Consider the following 16,938-nt stretch of genomic DNA (forward strand, 5'->3'; position numbering starts at 1 on the left):
TTTAAAATGAGAACAGCTGTTTTTAAATCTTACGAGAATGGATATTTCACATTCTGGTTTGACAATGGTGAAGAACTTGCTTTTGAAGACGTTCATCCACGTGTATTAAAACAATACGATTTGAAAAATGACGATACGTTTATCGATCAGGAATTCCGAATTGTTTTTGTGGAAGTACCTGCTGCTTCTGATGACGATTTAGCGATTTACAGAGTTGAAAGTTTAAAACCACTATAATAACATTTGTATGGAAACATCGTTTCATATGTCATTACCTTGTGTCAGTGTAAGCAGCACGCAGGATTTTTATGTTAATAAATTAGGTGCTAAATTAGGAAGGCATACACAAACGTGGTTAGATATTAATTTATTCGGACATCAACTCACTTTTATTAAAGCTGCGAAATTTGAGTTTTCTAAACCCAGTTATGTATTTGAAAGTAAAGTTTTGCCCACTTTTCATTTTGGTGTTATTGTAGATAGTATTGTTTGGAAAAAAATCTATGCTAACCTTCAGGATTCGGGGATGAAATTAGTGACGGAAAGCACCTTTTTAGAAGGGAAAATAGGACAGCATAAATCCTTTTTTGTGGAAGATCCAAATGGGTATATGCTGGAATTTAAAAGCTTTAAAAAACCAACTGAAACTTTTAAGCATTAAAATAAAAGGCTATATTAGAAATAGAACTATTCTTATAAAAACAAAAAGCAGCAATTGTTTTCCAGTTGCTGTTTTTTGCCTTAAAAATTCATTCTTATTAAAATATCAATACACACCAATATTCGGGCCGTTATGTTAGCCAATAAAACACCAAATAAACTGCTATAAAACTCAAGAGAACTACTGTGTTTTTATACATTCCATCTCAATTGAAGAATTAAACCATTTTAAAGGCTTGAAAAAAATGGATAGTCACGTTTATATTAAAGACCTTCATATTTTAAATTGTAGATTCTGTAAAGCGTCTTTCAGCAACTGCCAAAGAAATACTAGTTAATGCATTCAGAATACTAGCTACTGCATTTAGAATACTAGCTACTGCGTTTAAAATACTAGCTGCTGTATATGTATTAAAAGAAACTACAAGTGTAATAATTCCAGCGCCAGTTTTAATTTGAGTTCAAGTCGCTTCGGTTATAAATATCATGCAAGAAAACACCAAAAACAACTGTATATTCTAGAGCGATAATCCAAAGATTTTCCGAGTTATCGGTATTAGAATAAGCTAAATAGCTAAAAATAATCATAAAGCTCCAAAGCAGCTGGAATCTGTAATTTGTAAAAACACCCAATAAAACTAATGTCGCCACATACCAAGGATGAACCGTTGTTGCTGTAAAATAGTAAACCGTTAAAGCAATTAGCATAGTAGCTATAAATTGCTTGCTGTGATTCACTTTTCTGAAATATGCTAACCCCAAAACAAAAAGAAAGATGAAAATGGCCGTTGCTTTTCCTATAACAGCAATCTGATTATAACCAGAAAGCCAAAATCCTAATTCTCTGAATATATAGTATAAACTGGCATTGAACTCGAAGTTTTGAAACCATAAAGCTACCGTATTGGCATAGTTGTTTAAAAATTCTGTTGAATAAAAGGGTAGAAAAAAGCAAATAGTAGAGATACCCACAATGCCATAAAATGCTAATAATTTTAACCAATTGTTTTGAGCTGATTTCAACTTTTCAGTTGTATCCACGTTTTCTTTTCTAAACCATTTAAAAAATAGGGGCAAGAACAACAAAGGAATTAATTTTACCGAAATAGAACAGGCAAAAACAAAAGCGGCTAGCATCCACTTTTCTTTGTCTAGTAAATATAAACTCCAAATTAGAAAGAAGAGCATGATTCCTTCAAAATGTAAATTTCCCGTAAGCTCTATAATAATAAACGGATTTAAAATATACCAAAAAATGAGATGAGCAGGTAAATGAAGTTGGGTTAATAGTTTTTTTCCAAAGTAAAGAATCCCGAAATCGGCAGCAATAATAAGCAGACGTAAAACGACGACGGATCCTAAAATACTTTTACCAGCAAACAGTCCAGCAAATATAAAACACAACTGATTTAGAGGCGGATAATTGGTGAAATGACTCGCGTTTAAAGCGCCCATTCCGTTATAAAGTTCTTGTGCTTGAGCAACTGGGAATTCACCATTTGTTATGAAAGATTCTGGCGTATATAAATATGGATTAAAACCTTCTAAAATCATGCGGCCATCCCAAATAAAGCGGTAAAAGTCTTGAGATAAATTAGGGATAGCTAAAATAAACACCGCTCGAAACCCGAAAGCCAACCACGTTAAAAACTGAAGATTATGTTTAGTGAGTTGAATAATTTTGTAAAAAGACACAAACAATGCTGTGTAAAGCATCAGTAGTTTTATGCTATCTGTTCGTTCCAAATTATAAGCAAAAGCCCCATAAAATAATACACTCGAAAAAACCAGCAGTAAAGGAAATTTATAAATCTTTAGAAATTGAGAAACTTGCATCCCGTAAATATAAGGATTAGATGGCTTTCTTAAACTATTAATATTTCGCAAGGAAAACTTAAAATTGCACAAAAAAAATCAACCATTAGGTATAGTTGATTTTTTCAAAAATGACATACTTGAAATTATTTTAAGCTTCCATTTTTGATACTTTATGTAAAGCGTCTGCAATAAGCATATCGCCTTTTATCATTTCGAAAGTTGCTTTGTTAGCAATATCGTCGTTTAACGTTCTGACTAAAGTTTGAGCCACATCATTTCGGCTGATTTCCCCATTTTTGTTTAGTTTCTGCTCTAGTTCTATCTTATTTAAAAATTCGTCGTTTGTTAAAGCGCCTGGTCTTACGATGGTGTAATTTAAGCCACTTTCCATTAAATGTTTGTCGGCATTTTGTTTGGCATTCAAATAGGCTTCTAAATCGGGTACAGATTTTGGCTCATCTGCTCCCATAGAACTCAACATCACAAATTTCTTAATATTATTGGTTTTAGAAGCATCAATTAATTTCTTTGCTCCATTTTGATCCACGGCCTCCACATTTTTTCCACCAGAACCTGCCGCAAAAATCACTTTGTCAATTTTGCTATTGAAAGCATGTGAAACATCCTGTTCTAAATCTACTAAAACAGTTTCAATATTTTTCGCTTTAAAGAACGGAATCTGCTCTTCTTTTCGCACCATAGCAATGGGATTGAAATATTGAGATTCGCTTAAAAGATTAATTATTTTTTTTCCTGTGGTACCATGAGCACCGGCTACTAAAACATTTTCCATACCTTAATATACGACTAAAGGCAAGGTTTTCCAAAAACTGACAGCAGTTTAACGAGACTTTAATAGTTTTGGGAGGAGTTGTTAATCGTTTCTTAAAGATTTAAAAAACACATAACCGAAGCCTAGAAATAACATTAGATGAAATCCGAATAATCCGAAATCGCCTGCTTTTCCTACTACAAATGCACTATACATTCCAAAAGCGAAATAGAGCATGAATAGACCTTCAAAAATAACATGCATGGATATTTTCTTCTTTAAGTAAATGTTGTCTTTCCAAGAATCTTTAATGGAGTTTACATTGAATTTTGGTGTACGAATAAAATCACTGCGCTTTCTTAAATGCCCTTCGATAACGGCTATGGTGTTGTGAAGTGAAAAACCCATGGCAATTGAGAAAAATGTAAAAAACATACCTATGTAGTTTACAAAACTTTTTAAACTTGAACCATGTAGGCGTTTATAAATAGCCCAGTAGCAAATAAAGAATATTACTGAACTAATGATGAAAAAGCTAGTGGCATAGAAAAACATTTTAAGCGTTTCATTTGCATGTTTTATGTAGAGCATCGGGACACTTAAAATAGCCACAATTAGAATGCTTAAAAACATGGTGCTGTTTAACAAATGTAGAAAACCGTGCACTTTAGTCTTGGTGGAAATATCCTTATTTTTTAAAATCTTAAAAAACATTTTCTGAAAATTTTCAGCGCCACCTTTATTCCATCTAAACTGTTGTGATCTTGCAGCACTTATAATAATAGGAAGTTCAGCAGGTGTTTCCACATGTTCTAAATATTTAAATTCCCAGTTTTTTAATTGGGCGCGATAGCTTAAATCTAAATCTTCAGTCAGGGTGTCACCTTCCCAATTGCCCGCATCTAAAATGCAGGTTTTACGCCAAACGCCGGCTGTTCCATTAAAGTTTATAAAATGACCTTTAATATTTCTACCGGTTTGTTCTAATGTGAAATGCGCATCTAAAGCAAAGGCTTGAATTTTGGTAAGAATGGAAAAGTCTCTATTAATATGGCCCCATCGCGTTTGCACAACACCTATGTTTTCATTTTTAAAATAGGGAATGGTTTGTAATAACCAATCGGACTTTGGTAGAAAATCCGCATCAAAAATGACTATAAAATCGCCTTTTGCAGTTTCTAATCCGGCTTTAAGTGCGCCAGCTTTAAAACCCGTTCTATCGGTTCGGTGAATGTGCTTAATATCCAGCCCTGTTTTCTGTAATGCGGTAACTATTCTGGCAGTTATAGCAAAGGATTCATCTGTAGAATCATCCAGAACTTGAATTTCTAATTTACCTTCAGGATATTCTATTTTTGAAATGTTTTCTAGTAAACGTTCTATTACATACAATTCATTATAAATAGGAAGTTGAATGGTTACAACCGGTGTTTCTTCAGGAACGGATAAATCGAATTTTGGTGAATTTTCAACTTGTTTTTCAGCGGATAAGTAGTTGAATAATAAATTAAGTTGTGCCAAAGCATACATGAAGATGAGTAGCAATGCCAAGGTGTAAATGCTTATAATAATAGCTTCAAGTATCATTTTTTGAAACCGTATTTAAAAATCCAAAGTAATATTTTAAAACCAGCCAATACAGCGCCTTTTACTGTTCCAGATACTTTTGAAACACCAATTCGGTTTCTATAATGTACCGGAATTTCGGTGTATGGAATATGGCGGTTTAAAACCTTTAATTGCATTTCTACGGTCCAACCATAGGTTCTGTCTTCCATGTTCAAGGCCAACAAATCATTGTATTTTATGGCACGAAATGGACCTAAATCTGTGAATTTTGAACCAAACATGATACGCATTAAAGTTGTTGCTAACCAATTTCCAAATACTTGCGGAATGGTCATCGCGCCTTTTTCACGATGTTCTTTGCAACGCGCGCCGATAACGAAACTTACAGTATTATCTAGAATAGGTTGAATGATTTTGGTGAGTTCTTCAGGAAAGTCACTGTAGTCGCCATCTAAAAAAACAATGATGTCTGGCTTTTCATTTTGTTCAGCCACATAAGCCATTCCTTTTAAACAGGCGTAGCCATAACCTCTTCTGCTTTCTTTTAAAACCGTTGCACCAGCCGCTTTCGCATTGAATTCTGTAGCATCAGTAGAGTTATTACTAACCACAATGATTTCGCTTACAATTTCTGGGATATCTTTAATAACCAGCGCAATAGAATCGGCTTCATTATAAGCAGGAATAATAACTTTAATTGTGGGCATTAGAGGTTTTATTTGAAGATGCAAAAGTACGGTTTTTTCGGCTTGCACTTTGAAAGCTTTGAAGAGATTAGAAAAGGACGTTTATATTTATTTCTGGTTTACTAAATCCATTAAATTCACATCATTTCCTAATAGAATTTCATTGGCATTAATTCGACCTTTCATGCTGTCATTTTCTAATTTTAAAACGCCACGTGGACAAACAGCGCTGCAAATTCCGCAGCCTACACAACTAGATCTAACAATGTTTTCACCTTTTTGGGCGTAAGCACGAACGTCGATTCCCATTTCACAATAGGTAGAACAATTTCCACATGAAATACATTGTCCACCATTGGTTGTAATTCTAAATCTGGATAACATGCGCTGTTGAAAACCTAAAATGGCAGCCATTGGGCAACCAAAACGGCACCAAACCCGATTTCCAAAAATAGGGTAGAAGCCTGTTCCAATAACGCCTGAAAAAATAGAACCAATTAAAAAACCATAAGAGGAGCGTAAAGTTTCAGCCTCGAATAAGAATAAATTGGATTCCTTTGAAAAATAGTGCATTCCAATTAAAAATAGGATTATGACGAAATAACCAATAGCACCAAATTTAGCATCTTTCCCTAATTCATGACGTTTAAAAATCATAACTAAAGCAAAAACCAGTGTCAGTAATCCAGCAACTAGAAACAAGAAAATATCTTTGGTAAGCCAATATTTTTCAGCATCGTAACCTAAATAGGTGTAAATAACGGCCGTCGTCATCAATACAACAAAAACCAAAACACTATGAACCACCCAACGCTCTATTTTCCAAGCTGCTTGCGTTTTATCACTTAAATGTCTGAAGGGATCGCCAGCTGTTTCCGCCAATCCGCCGCAGCCGCAAACCCAAGAACAATACCAACGTTTACCATATTTATAAGTTAAAATAGGCGTAATAATTAATATGGATGCGACTCCAAAAATCAAAATTCCTAAACCAACATCACCAGCGCTAATCATGGAATCCACACGATATTGCTCAAAATTATAATAATTTAAAGGCCAAATATTTTTTAAGTCGTAGTATGGTAAGCTGAAATTTTCAGAATTTAATCTTGACATAAACTCGGGAATCAGAAAAGCAAAACCTAACTGAAAGAACATGACGGAATACGTTCGTAATTGCTCGTAACGATTGTGTCGGTATTTCAATAAAAACTTATATCCGAATGCTAAAATAGCCAAGGTGTAAAGCGTTCCGTAAACAAACCACTGACTGGCCGGACCGCCATTTAAAAGTTTACTAAAGGGATCAAAGAATGAAATTAATCCTGTGTTTGCAGCGCCATCTGCTCCCAACCCCAATAAATGTGGGTAAAAATAGAGTACAATATAAAAAAGCGTTAAAACCATTCCCGTTAACCAACCTAAAAGTCCGCGTGAAGAAATAGAATTAAACCAAACGCCATCGTTTTTTATGCCTGCCGGTTTTGCCAAGTAAGCATTAGTTGCAAAACCGCCAATACCAATAGCTATAAGAGCTATGGCTAAAGAAAATCCCCAAGCCGAAAAAGAACCCATATTAAACAAGGCTAATACCAGCATAAAAAAGCCAATTACCCCAACGGCAAGAAATATTTTTTGTTTGGGCGATGTGTGAAAAGCATCTGGTTTGGCTAATGAAAGACTATGATTTAGTTTATGACTCATGATTTTTTGTTTAATGATGCTTGGAATTATACGGTATGTAAGCGATTTTCAAATTGTTTTTGAATGTTAGACTCAAAACGTTTAAAAAATTCAGGATCAAAATTAGCTTCAGAAAGGTGTTTTATAACATAATCAACCGATTGATTCTCGCTTAACCAACGATTAAAAATCTCATGTTTCATTCGGATACCTAATGTATTGATGCCCTTGAATTCTTGCGTTTCATCATTGTATTCAATCGTGATGCATTTGTCTTCATTTTCATGTTTCCAATGAAAATGAGCGTGATTCTCTTTAGGTTCTGAAAACACCCAACCATAGGTTTGATATTCAATATCGAAAAATTTAGCAGAATTAAACCAGTGACTCGGATTGTAAGCCATGCGGTTTCCACAAATAGTTTGGGCCACAACTTCGCCCATCATACGACCCGTATACCAAACGGCTTCAATAGATTTTCGCTCTCCAATAGGTTCATGTTGTTCGGCACAATCGCCAATAGCATACACATCTGGAATATTGGTTTCTAAATACCGATTGACTAAAACGCCTTTTTTGGTTTCTATATCACTGTTTTTTACAATAGAAATATTGGGCGAAACACCAGCAGTTAAGCCAACGAAATCACAGAGTATTTCTTCGCCAGTTTCTTCGATAATAACCGACTTTACGCGGCCATTTTCATCCGATTTTATTTCTTTTAAATTGGTTGCTAAACGCAAGTCGATGCCATGTTTTTTAATTTCATGATTAATCAATTCACTATCGCCTTTTGGTAACACATTATCCCAAAAGCTTGGCTCGCGCACTAAAAAGGTAACAGGAATATTTCGGCTGTGTAACATTTCAGACAATTCAATGCCAATTAAACCGCCACCAACAATTACAGCGCGTTTACAAACGGATTGATCGGGTGCGTAAATTTCTAAATTATCTAAATCCTGTTTACTATATAAACCTTGGACACCCTTTAAATCTTGTCCTGGCCAACCAAACTTATTGGGTTTACTGCCTGTTGCTACAATGAGTTTGTCATATTTTAAGGAATCACCTTCCGCAAAATGAAGTGTTTTTGAGCGTGTATCAATATTATTTACAAATCCTGATTTTAGTTCAATACGGTTTTTCTCCCAAAACCAATCTTCATAAGGTTTCGTGTGCTCATATTTCATGTGGCCCATATAAATATACATCAAGGCGGTACGTGAGAAAAAGTGCTCGGTTTCGGCAGAGATAATAGTAATTCTGTTTTTAGACAGTTTGCGAATATGCCGCGCAGCCGTCACGCCAGAAATGCCGTTTCCAATAATAACAACGTGTTCCATAAAATGGTTTTAGTATGGCCTTGGTCGAAGCTTTTTGTTCAACCTTAAGGTTCTTTGTGCAATTTGTTTAAATTTAAACATAATTAATGGGTTATGGCAAGATATTTAACGTGCTTTTTAGTTTTAATACTCTGTTCTTGTAGCATGAATACAGCACAACATTCAAAAATAAACGGTGTGAGTTTTGTAGCGTCTCGAGATTCTATTTCTGAAAAACATTTGAAACCTGTGGTTGATTTACATGCTAATTATGCGGCTATTATGCCTTTTGGTTTTATAAAAAATTTGGAGCATCCGGAACTTATTTATAATACGGACAGACAGTGGTTTGGTGAAACCCTAATGGGAGTTTCCCAATATATTGATGCTTTAGAGAGGCAAAATATTCAAATTATGCTTAAACCTCAAATTTGGGTTTGGCGCGGTGAATATACGGGTCATATTAAAATGCCAACAGAATTAGCATGGAAAGAGTTAGAGGAAACTTATTCTAATTTCATTTTAGAGTATGCGAAATTAGCGCAAGAAAAACACGTGGCTTTATTTTGTATAGGAACCGAATTAGAACAATTTATAGCTCACAGACCGGAATATTGGCAAACATTAATCAAGCTAATTCGCGAGTTGTATAAAGGGAAACTGACCTATGCCGCTAATTGGGATGAGTACAAGCGAACACCTTTTTGGTCTGAATTAGATTTTATAGGAATTGATGCTTATTTCCCAATTAGTGATGAAAAAACACCCAGCGTTGAAGATTGCGTTATAGGTTGGCAACCCCATAAAAAACTTTTAAAAGAACTTTCGGAAACTTATGATAAATCTATATTATTCACTGAATTCGGTTATAGAAGTATGGATTATACGGGTAAAGAACCTTGGGTAAGCGATTATGAAATTACTTCATTAAATTTAATAGCTCAAGAAAATGCAACCGAAGCTTTATTTGAAACTTTTTGGGACGAAAATTGGTTTGCAGGAGGCTTTGTTTGGAAATGGTTTCATAATTATGAAGAGCGTGGTGGCGAAACGGATAATCAATTTACACCACAGAATAAACCGGCCGAAACGGTGATAAAATCATTTTATGATATAAAAAAATAAATCGAGATTGGTTAAAAAAAACCATCTCGATTTATGTTGTAATCTGAAAAAAGTTTATACTTTAATCCATGGTATCAATAATCTTAAAGTCTTTAATAGCTTGATTAGGTTCAATAATGTTATAACCTTTCCAAAATTCAGGATCGTAAGCCGGCAGATACGTTGGCGTTACTTCTGGAACTTCGGTAAAATTAGTAAATTCGGTTTCTAGAATGGGTGTGGATTCAAAGACAACCAATTCTTTTTTATCCATATTTCTCACAATAAAATGAATATCGGCCGCTAATTCATTCTGCTTACGTCTGCCTTTTACGTGCTTATTTTTTTCAATTATTTTAAGCGGTCTTTTAATGCCTACTTCTTGTCCCGAAGATTCATCAGCATATTTAAGTGTGTACTTTTCATTTTCATTTTTTTGAAAAATCATAGTACCTTCTTTCAAATATTCTTTAAGTGAAATACCCAGTAAACTAAACGAACGCAATGGTTTTACATTTTTATAATCCACGCGAACTACAGCAAAATCTTGGGTGTTGATATATAAAGTGCCTTCGTAATCTTCGCTACGCTTTGGTTTAAAAGTAATGGTGTAAACAAATTCATTATTTAAATAGGCGAAATTTTGCATTTCAAATTCATAACGTCTTGATTTAGAAATAAAGTTTAAGTCAGATTTTTCATTTAAAAAATTAGCATTTTCCATTTGATGAACAGACCCTTTTTTCCATTTCAAGAAATTTTCCTGACGTTTAGCTTCCGTTTCTTTCTTTTTTTCAAGGAATTCAGCAGTTTCCGTATCTACTGTTTCATCTTCAAAAAAGGTAGAATCTATTTCTTCTTTGGTGCCAAACCATCCTGATTTTATTTTGAAATATGAATCGCGTTTCACATGTTTTCTCATGATTTCGTTAAAACGTTTTTCATAATTTTCAAAGGTAATTTCACTTTCCTTATCATATAAACGAGAGGCTTTTAAAATAGCCATTTTTTGAGGCTGTTCTGCGGCCATTTTGCCGTACAATTCACCTAAAATCTCCGTGTGTTGATTTGTATTTTTTGGAACCGAAGTGATAATGCTATCTATAAATGCCTGATTGAATTCTGGTATGGTAGATTTTTCAATTTTCACATCCGTTTTCAGCATTTTGGTATAATAGGATTCCCTGAAAAATAATTTACGTTTGGTATAGCCAAAATCATAATTGGTTTTTAGGCCTTCTTTTACTTTGTCTAAAATTTCATCAATTGTATAGTTTTTATTGGTGATAAATACTTCACTTAAATCAATGTTTTTACTATTTAATGGAATGATACTGTCTGTAAAACTTTGGATGGCAAATTGTTTCTGTTCATAACCCAAACAGCTAATAAAAAGGGAGTCGGATTGAGTTATTTCGCGATTAATAGTGATGCTAAATTCGCCTTTATCATTGCTAATAACGCCTGTTTTATCATTTAAAGAAATGGTAGCAAAAGGAATGGGTTGTTGTTTAGTAGAATCGACAATTTTGGCCGAAATAGTACGTTGCGCTTTTGCTGAAAATACGGTGAGGCAGCAAATAGCTAATAAAAGATTGATTGATTTCATATTGGTTGGTTCAGAAGCGAAAAGTATTCTTTTCAAACGTATGAAATACCTTTTTAATATTTTATTAAGTAAGATTTACCTTTATTTTAACATGTAACAGATGAGAGGTCAGAAATTTAAGAAATATGTTTTTGGTAATAATTATAGAGCGAATCTGGTGTAGCGCCTAGCCATTTCTTTACATAAATAGTCCAAAAATGATATTGTAGTGTCCAAATACCATGCTTTTCATAAAGTCGGGCAGATGTTTTTATTTTATCTTGGATAACCACAAATTCCTTTCTATTGTAAAGTTCATTAATTAAAATATTGTCTTCATAAATGGTAAAGGATTCGTCAAAACCACCAATGTCATTAAATAATTTTTTGGTAATAAATTGACTTTGATCGCCACCACGACAGGCGCGCCATTTAAAATGCGTGAGCCAACCCGCTAAACGCAACCACCAATGATTAGAATCAAATTGCAATTGGAAACAACCGGCTAAATGGCCTCTTGATACTTCATTAATAATTAATTGGTCAAAATTTTTGGGTGGAAATGAATCTGCATGTAAAAAATATAGGATGTTACCTGATGCATTTTTGGCGCCTAAATTCATTTGTTTTGCTCTTCCTTTTTCGGAGCTTAACAATGTTATGGGAATTTCTTGTAGAGGAAATGTTGACTTAAAATCCAAAACTAATTTGTCAGATCCATCAGAGCTTCCGCCATCAATGACGAAAATTTCAACATTATTTTTTGAATAAAGGGAATCCAATACATGTTGTAAAACCGAAGTGATATTATCGGCCTCATTCAGCATGGGAATAACGATGGAAATTCGGTTAGTCATTTAATTCCCAACTGTAATCCATATAACTTGTTTTGGCGTTTTGAGAAATTTTTATTTCTGAATATGTGTTTAGAAAATCAATAATACTTCCAGTTTCTTTGAAATCTTTAGAGAACCATTTGAATATTTTTGAAATATCTATGTTCTCTTTTTGGACTTTGTTTTTAGAAACATCAGCTAAAAATTCTTTAGTTGCAGCCGTTAATTGTTGCTCTAATTTTTCGGAGGTAAAGGCTTTATTTTGCAGTTTTGGGCAAGAAGCGGAAGCACAAACTATGGAGAAATGAATGCGTGGCTCCTTCATGTTTCGTAAAATATCATGTTCAATATGATTAAGAGACAGGCGTTTTCCATTGATTGGAATAAACTCTTGATCCCAAGGATTCTTAATGTCCTTGATGCTTTTCAAAGGATAATTATCAATAATTAACTTCACAGTAAAGGCGTTGTAAGCATTAATCCAATAGGCCAATGTTTCATTTTTACTCCAGGAGTCTTTTGGTGAAATTTCACTAAATTGGTTTAGGTATTTATTTAATTCCGCAGCATTTACTTTAATACTTTTGTAATCTACAGCACCTTCTTTTGAAACATGTTTCTGTAGAAAATTCGTCCAATCGGAATGCTCTATTTTTTGTGCAAAAGCATTCATGCTTAAGCCAATTAGAACAATTAAGATAGAAATACGATTTTTCATAAGTATCGATTTTTTATATAGTTTAAATCCTTAAAAATTATAAGGTTTTTATTAATTCTTCAAAAAGAGTAATCATTTGTGGTTCTGCTTTGGCCGCCATTTCTATAATTTCTGAAATGTTTACGGGCTTTAAATTATCAGGATTACATTCATCTGTTAAAACTGAAACCGCAGCTACTTTCAAGTTTAAATGGTTAGCTACAATAATTTCAGGAACCGTACTCATACCAACGGCATCCGCACCAATAATTTTAAGCATTCGGTATTCGGCGCGTGTTTCTAATTGTGGTCCAACCACACTTGCATAAACACCTTTATGCAAAGTGATACCTTCTTTTTTTGCAATGGCTTCAAACTTCTTATTAATTTCCGCATCATAAGGCGCACTCATATCGGTAAAACGTTCACCTAGAGTTTCAACGCCTCTAAATGCTAGAGGGGAGCTTCCTTGCAAATTAATATGATCGTCTATTAACATCAATTCACCTTTTTTAAAGTTTGGATTTATGGCACCTGAAGCGTTGGAAACAAGTAAGGTTTTAATGCCTAATTGCTTCATAACACGAACCGGATACGTAACATCTTGAAGTGAATAGCCTTCATAAATATGAAAACGACCTTGCATAACTACTACTTTCTTGCCCGAAAATGTACCGTAAATTAGTTTTCCTTTATGAAACTCCACAGTCGCTGTTGGAAAATTTGGAATATGGTTATAACTCACTTCGGCAATAATATCAATGTCATCCAATAATTTGCCCAATCCTGTGCCAAGAATGATGCCTAATTCTGGGCTTTCAAATCCTTTGCTTTGTAAATATTCTGTAGTTTCTGTAATATATTTAATCATGATATGTATAGTATTTTTTAAGGGATTCAATGCCTTCAATATCTTCAAAGGTATCGATATCATTTAATATTTTTAATAAGATTGTTTGCTCGTTTTGCAAATCGTTAAGCGTGTCTTTTTGCACTGTTTCAGTTCCCCATTCTTTATTTCTAAAAATATTAGGATGCAATTTTTTCATGCCCAAAAGGTAATATCCGCCGTCTTCTGCTGGGCCTAAAACATAATCATATTGGTTTAATTTTTGAAACCCTTCGGAAATGAGCTCGGCATTTAAATCCAGTAAATCACTTCCAATGATTAGCACTTTTTCATAACCTAATTGAAATAATTCTGAAAATGCATTTTCCATGCGTTCGCCTAAATCAGAACCTTCTTGAAGTTTCTTTTTGAAGAATTCTGGATCCCAAATATCTTTTTTCTGAATGTTTTCCGAATAAAAAACATACCGATCTGCTGCTACTTTTTTAGCTGTTTCCGCAGTATGCACTAAAAGGTGCTTATAAATTTCTAATGCGCCTTCATCTCCAATAGTTTTGGCTAATCGTGTTTTACATTTTCCCAATTCCGGATTTCTCGTGAAAATGATAAGGGCACTTTTAAAACTTGGAAAATAAAAATCAGCTACCTGACCTTGATCGCTATTTGTGTTGTTGTTTGTTAAAATTCCCATGGAGATAAACTCTAGTTATATACTTTTTCGCCTTTTTCAAGCCACTTTCCCCACATTCTTGAAAAGGCATGAACGCTATCTGTTTCTTTGTTTTTCAAATTGTAAACCGGAAAGTCATTATTTTTCCATTCAAAAATGCCGCCGTATAAATTATATATGGATGTGTAACCGGCATTTTTAAGCTTTCTCGAAATATTTTCAGACCGAATACCTAATGAACAATACACAACAATGGTATCTTGTTTATTAGGGATTTCTTTTAAAACCTCCTCCAATTGAAAGTGTTTATAACCCACAAAAAGCGCATTGTTAATATGGCTAACTTGATACTCGTTAGGTTCACGAGCATCTAAAATTTTGTAATTGGTTTTAGGCATGGCCAATTCCTGAACACTAAAATACGGAATATCCTGCGTGTTGTAGCGACTTAATAATCTGGATAAAGAATCTTGAGCATGCATATTAATGGAGGCTATGCCGATTATTACAAATAGAATTTTTTTCATACTACTATAAATTAATTTTTAAGCCTTGTTGCTTTTGCTCTGTTAAGGGTAAAATTTCCATATTATCCCAAATTCCTATCTTAAGCGTTTGAGCGTAGGACTCTGGTAGTTTGTTGCTTTGCATTAACTGACTTGCCAGTTCAAAATCATAATCTAAATTATGAAATTTAAAGCTAAATTGACCTTTAGTATCCTCTAAAATAGCAAACCAAACATGTGGTGAGCCATTATTTGCTGGCATACCGATAACACCAGGATTTATCCAGATTTTGTTATTATTTTCTTCGTAAAACGGTAATCCACAATGTCCCGCTATAATGACATCGCTATTTGTGGCTTCAAAATTTGCTTGCTTAACGTCCCAATTCGTGGATTTAAATATAAATTCAGAGGTATTAAAAAATGAACCGTGAACAAGGGTAATTTGTTTATTGGCATAGTTAAATTGAATATGTTCTGGCAAATCCTTCAGGAAACTCAAAGAACTTGTGGAGATTTTACTTTGGGCATACTCATACCATTGTTCAGACAAGACATCGCAACGCGAACCTTCCTCAAAAGCGCAGCCACAATTATCGGCACCTGAAACCAATTGCATTTCTACATTTCCAGCAATACTTTTAGCCTTCCAAGATTTAAAAAGCTGAACCGTTTCTTCGGGTTGTACGCAATAGCCAACAATGTCGCCCGTGCAAATGCAATTTTCAGGTGAAATTTCATTTGCTTCCGCGAAAGTCTTCAAAGCCTCTAAAGCTTGTAAATTGCTGTAAACCCCACCAAAAAGCAGAACTTTACCTGACAACGTTCCTATGTTTTCTATTTTTTTATCCATTTCGGAATCCAATATAAAATGTTACAACTTAAAATACCCCAAATATTAATCCAAAGTAAATCGGCATATTTTCCCTCACTAAAAATTAATGATTTTGGAAAAATCTCTAATATTAACAGTAAACCAAAAATCAAACCACAAGCAATACTTAAGTAAAAACTTATGCGTGGTGTTTTAACTTTCCAGAACAAAAATACGGGTGTTAGCCCAATAACCATGGTTCCAGAAATGGTAGTGGCCGATAAAATTTCGGCATCAAAAAATACCGGAATCGTTCCTAAAACAGCAATGATTATCATGGACAAGCGACCAAATGTTAAGTTTTTACCTAAATTTAAATCGATAGCCAATAATTTTGAAAATGAGGCAAAAGTGGAATCTAATGTGGATGCTGCCGATGTTATCATAATAAAATTAATAACTAAAAGGATTACGATGCCAAATGCTTTTCCTACTTGCACGGCTGCCTGACCTTCCATACCTTGGGATTGCGCATAAATACCAACAATACTAAAAAGCACAATACAAAGTGCACCTAAAACACTAGCCAATAAAAAACTTTTTAAGGTGGTTTTCGGCGAACTAATAAAAGCGCGATCCGTTAAAACAGGATCATGAAAAGGATAACTAAAAGATTGAATGACGGCTGCAAAAAATAAATTAAGACCAAATTCTAAACTCCAGGTTCCAGATGTTACCACATTTTTTGGCGAAAAATCTTCAACAGAAAAAATATGCCACAGTATAATAATAATCAGAATAGAGAATAGAATCATTTGAATAATATCCGTAAAAATAGAACTACTTAAACCACCTTTTAGGGCGTATGCTAAAGTTAAAAATGTAAAAACTATTATGGAAAAATAATAGGCTTTAGTTCCAAATTCGCCAAAGTAACTCCCAATGACCATGGTGTTACTCCAAACCTCGTTAAATAAACGAATGGCAATTAAAATAGAGAAAACCAGCATAGCGCCTTTTCCAAATTTGCTCCTCAAAAATTGATGAATACTCGTATAGCCACCTTGCGTTCGTAACTTATAAATAAGTACGCCAGCTACTGCAAAAGATACGTAATAGCCGGCATAGGCAACGCCGCCAACCAAGCCAAATTCCCAACCAAGATTAGCGGCATTAGTAATACTTTTTGCAAAAATCCAAGAAATAATTAGGCTTCCAGTTAGCACAATTGTGCTGGGTGCTTTTTTCTTTTTGACCGCTTTAAAAAACTGATTCGTTGTTTTAGCCCAAGGTGAAATTAAAAAGAAAATAAGACTCGATGCGAAAATTAAAAGCCATTGCCAATTAATTATATCCATTT

At 34.1% G+C, this 16,938-nt stretch carries 17 protein-coding genes; 3 read left to right on the top strand and 14 right to left on the bottom strand.

Annotated elements, in window-relative coordinates:
• Positions 1 to 6 precede the first annotated feature (6 nt).
• Complete coding sequence (locus ES674_RS04980; protein WP_148402867.1) at positions 7 to 237, top strand: hypothetical protein; 231 nt, start codon at positions 7 to 9, stop codon at positions 235 to 237.
• A 10-nt stretch (positions 238 to 247) separates the two neighbouring features.
• Positions 248 to 661, top strand: coding sequence for a VOC family protein (locus ES674_RS04985; protein ID WP_148402868.1), 414 nt, complete (start codon positions 248 to 250; stop codon positions 659 to 661).
• A gap of 449 nt (positions 662 to 1,110) precedes the next feature.
• Here the strand turns inward: ES674_RS04985 and ES674_RS04990 are convergent, their stop codons facing one another.
• The 6 genes from ES674_RS04990 to ES674_RS05015 all read right to left on the bottom strand — a co-directional run bounded on the left by ES674_RS04990 (position 1,111) and on the right by ES674_RS05015 (position 8,534).
• Positions 1,111 to 2,496: a mannosyltransferase gene (locus ES674_RS04990; RefSeq protein WP_148403645.1), complete on the bottom strand. Its 1,386-nt coding sequence runs from the start codon at positions 2,494 to 2,496 to the stop codon at positions 1,111 to 1,113.
• 130 nt (positions 2,497 to 2,626) lie between these two features.
• Complete coding sequence (locus ES674_RS04995) at positions 2,627 to 3,271, bottom strand: SDR family oxidoreductase (RefSeq protein WP_148402869.1); 645 nt, start codon at positions 3,269 to 3,271, stop codon at positions 2,627 to 2,629.
• An 81-nt stretch (positions 3,272 to 3,352) separates the two neighbouring features.
• Positions 3,353 to 4,837, bottom strand: a complete 1,485-nt coding sequence (locus ES674_RS05000) for a cellulose synthase family protein (protein ID WP_148402870.1) — start codon at positions 4,835 to 4,837, stop codon at positions 3,353 to 3,355.
• The gene (locus ES674_RS05005) at positions 4,834 to 5,526 is read right to left on the bottom strand and encodes a glycosyltransferase family 2 protein (protein WP_148402871.1); all 693 of its coding nucleotides are present in this window, start codon (positions 5,524 to 5,526) and stop codon (positions 4,834 to 4,836) included. The genes ES674_RS05000 and ES674_RS05005 overlap by 4 nt, the downstream gene beginning before the upstream one ends.
• 87 nt (positions 5,527 to 5,613) lie before the next feature.
• Complete coding sequence (locus tag ES674_RS05010; protein ID WP_148402872.1) at positions 5,614 to 7,209, bottom strand: 4Fe-4S binding protein; 1,596 nt, start codon at positions 7,207 to 7,209, stop codon at positions 5,614 to 5,616.
• Between the two features lie 26 nt (positions 7,210 to 7,235).
• Positions 7,236 to 8,534, bottom strand: a complete 1,299-nt coding sequence (locus tag ES674_RS05015; protein WP_148402873.1) for an NAD(P)/FAD-dependent oxidoreductase — start codon at positions 8,532 to 8,534, stop codon at positions 7,236 to 7,238.
• Positions 8,535 to 8,678: 144 nt separating this feature from the next.
• On the opposite strand from ES674_RS05015, the gene ES674_RS05020 reads away from it, so the two are divergent.
• Positions 8,679 to 9,638, top strand: a complete 960-nt coding sequence (locus ES674_RS05020; RefSeq protein WP_246125975.1) for a glycoside hydrolase family 113 — start codon at positions 8,679 to 8,681, stop codon at positions 9,636 to 9,638.
• A 61-nt stretch (positions 9,639 to 9,699) separates the two neighbouring features.
• Here ES674_RS05020 and ES674_RS05025 read toward each other — a convergent pair whose 3' ends face one another.
• From ES674_RS05025 to ES674_RS05060, 8 genes are all read right to left on the bottom strand, one after another.
• On the bottom strand, positions 9,700 to 11,262 hold the full coding sequence (locus ES674_RS05025) for a carboxypeptidase-like regulatory domain-containing protein (RefSeq protein WP_246125976.1): 1,563 nt from the start codon (positions 11,260 to 11,262) through the stop codon (positions 9,700 to 9,702).
• An 80-nt stretch (positions 11,263 to 11,342) separates the two neighbouring features.
• Positions 11,343 to 12,062, bottom strand: coding sequence for a TIGR04283 family arsenosugar biosynthesis glycosyltransferase (locus ES674_RS05030; RefSeq protein WP_148402876.1), 720 nt, complete (start codon positions 12,060 to 12,062; stop codon positions 11,343 to 11,345).
• The gene (locus ES674_RS05035; RefSeq protein ID WP_148402877.1) at positions 12,055 to 12,759 is read right to left on the bottom strand and encodes a DUF547 domain-containing protein; all 705 of its coding nucleotides are present in this window, start codon (positions 12,757 to 12,759) and stop codon (positions 12,055 to 12,057) included. The genes ES674_RS05030 and ES674_RS05035 overlap by 8 nt, the downstream gene beginning before the upstream one ends.
• A gap of 37 nt (positions 12,760 to 12,796) precedes the next feature.
• The gene (locus tag ES674_RS05040; protein ID WP_148402878.1) at positions 12,797 to 13,609 is read right to left on the bottom strand and encodes a purine-nucleoside phosphorylase; all 813 of its coding nucleotides are present in this window, start codon (positions 13,607 to 13,609) and stop codon (positions 12,797 to 12,799) included.
• A complete protein-coding gene (locus tag ES674_RS05045) occupies positions 13,602 to 14,279 on the bottom strand; it encodes a TIGR04282 family arsenosugar biosynthesis glycosyltransferase (RefSeq protein ID WP_148402879.1) in 678 nt (225 codons plus the stop codon). Before ES674_RS05045 ends, ES674_RS05040 begins: the two co-directional genes overlap by 8 nt.
• An 11-nt stretch (positions 14,280 to 14,290) precedes the next feature.
• Complete coding sequence (locus tag ES674_RS05050) at positions 14,291 to 14,785, bottom strand: rhodanese-like domain-containing protein (RefSeq protein ID WP_148402880.1); 495 nt, start codon at positions 14,783 to 14,785, stop codon at positions 14,291 to 14,293.
• A gap of 4 nt (positions 14,786 to 14,789) precedes the next feature.
• Complete coding sequence (locus ES674_RS05055) at positions 14,790 to 15,617, bottom strand: metallophosphoesterase family protein (protein WP_148402881.1); 828 nt, start codon at positions 15,615 to 15,617, stop codon at positions 14,790 to 14,792.
• Positions 15,602 to 16,936: an SLC5/6 family protein gene (locus ES674_RS05060; RefSeq protein WP_148402882.1), complete on the bottom strand. Its 1,335-nt coding sequence runs from the start codon at positions 16,934 to 16,936 to the stop codon at positions 15,602 to 15,604. The genes ES674_RS05055 and ES674_RS05060 overlap by 16 nt, the downstream gene beginning before the upstream one ends.
• Between the last annotated feature and the right edge of the window lie 2 nt (positions 16,937 to 16,938).

The sequence above is a fragment of the Bizionia myxarmorum genome, assembly GCF_008086205.1.
Lineage (GTDB): Bacteria > Bacteroidota > Bacteroidia > Flavobacteriales > Flavobacteriaceae > Algorimicrobium > Algorimicrobium myxarmorum.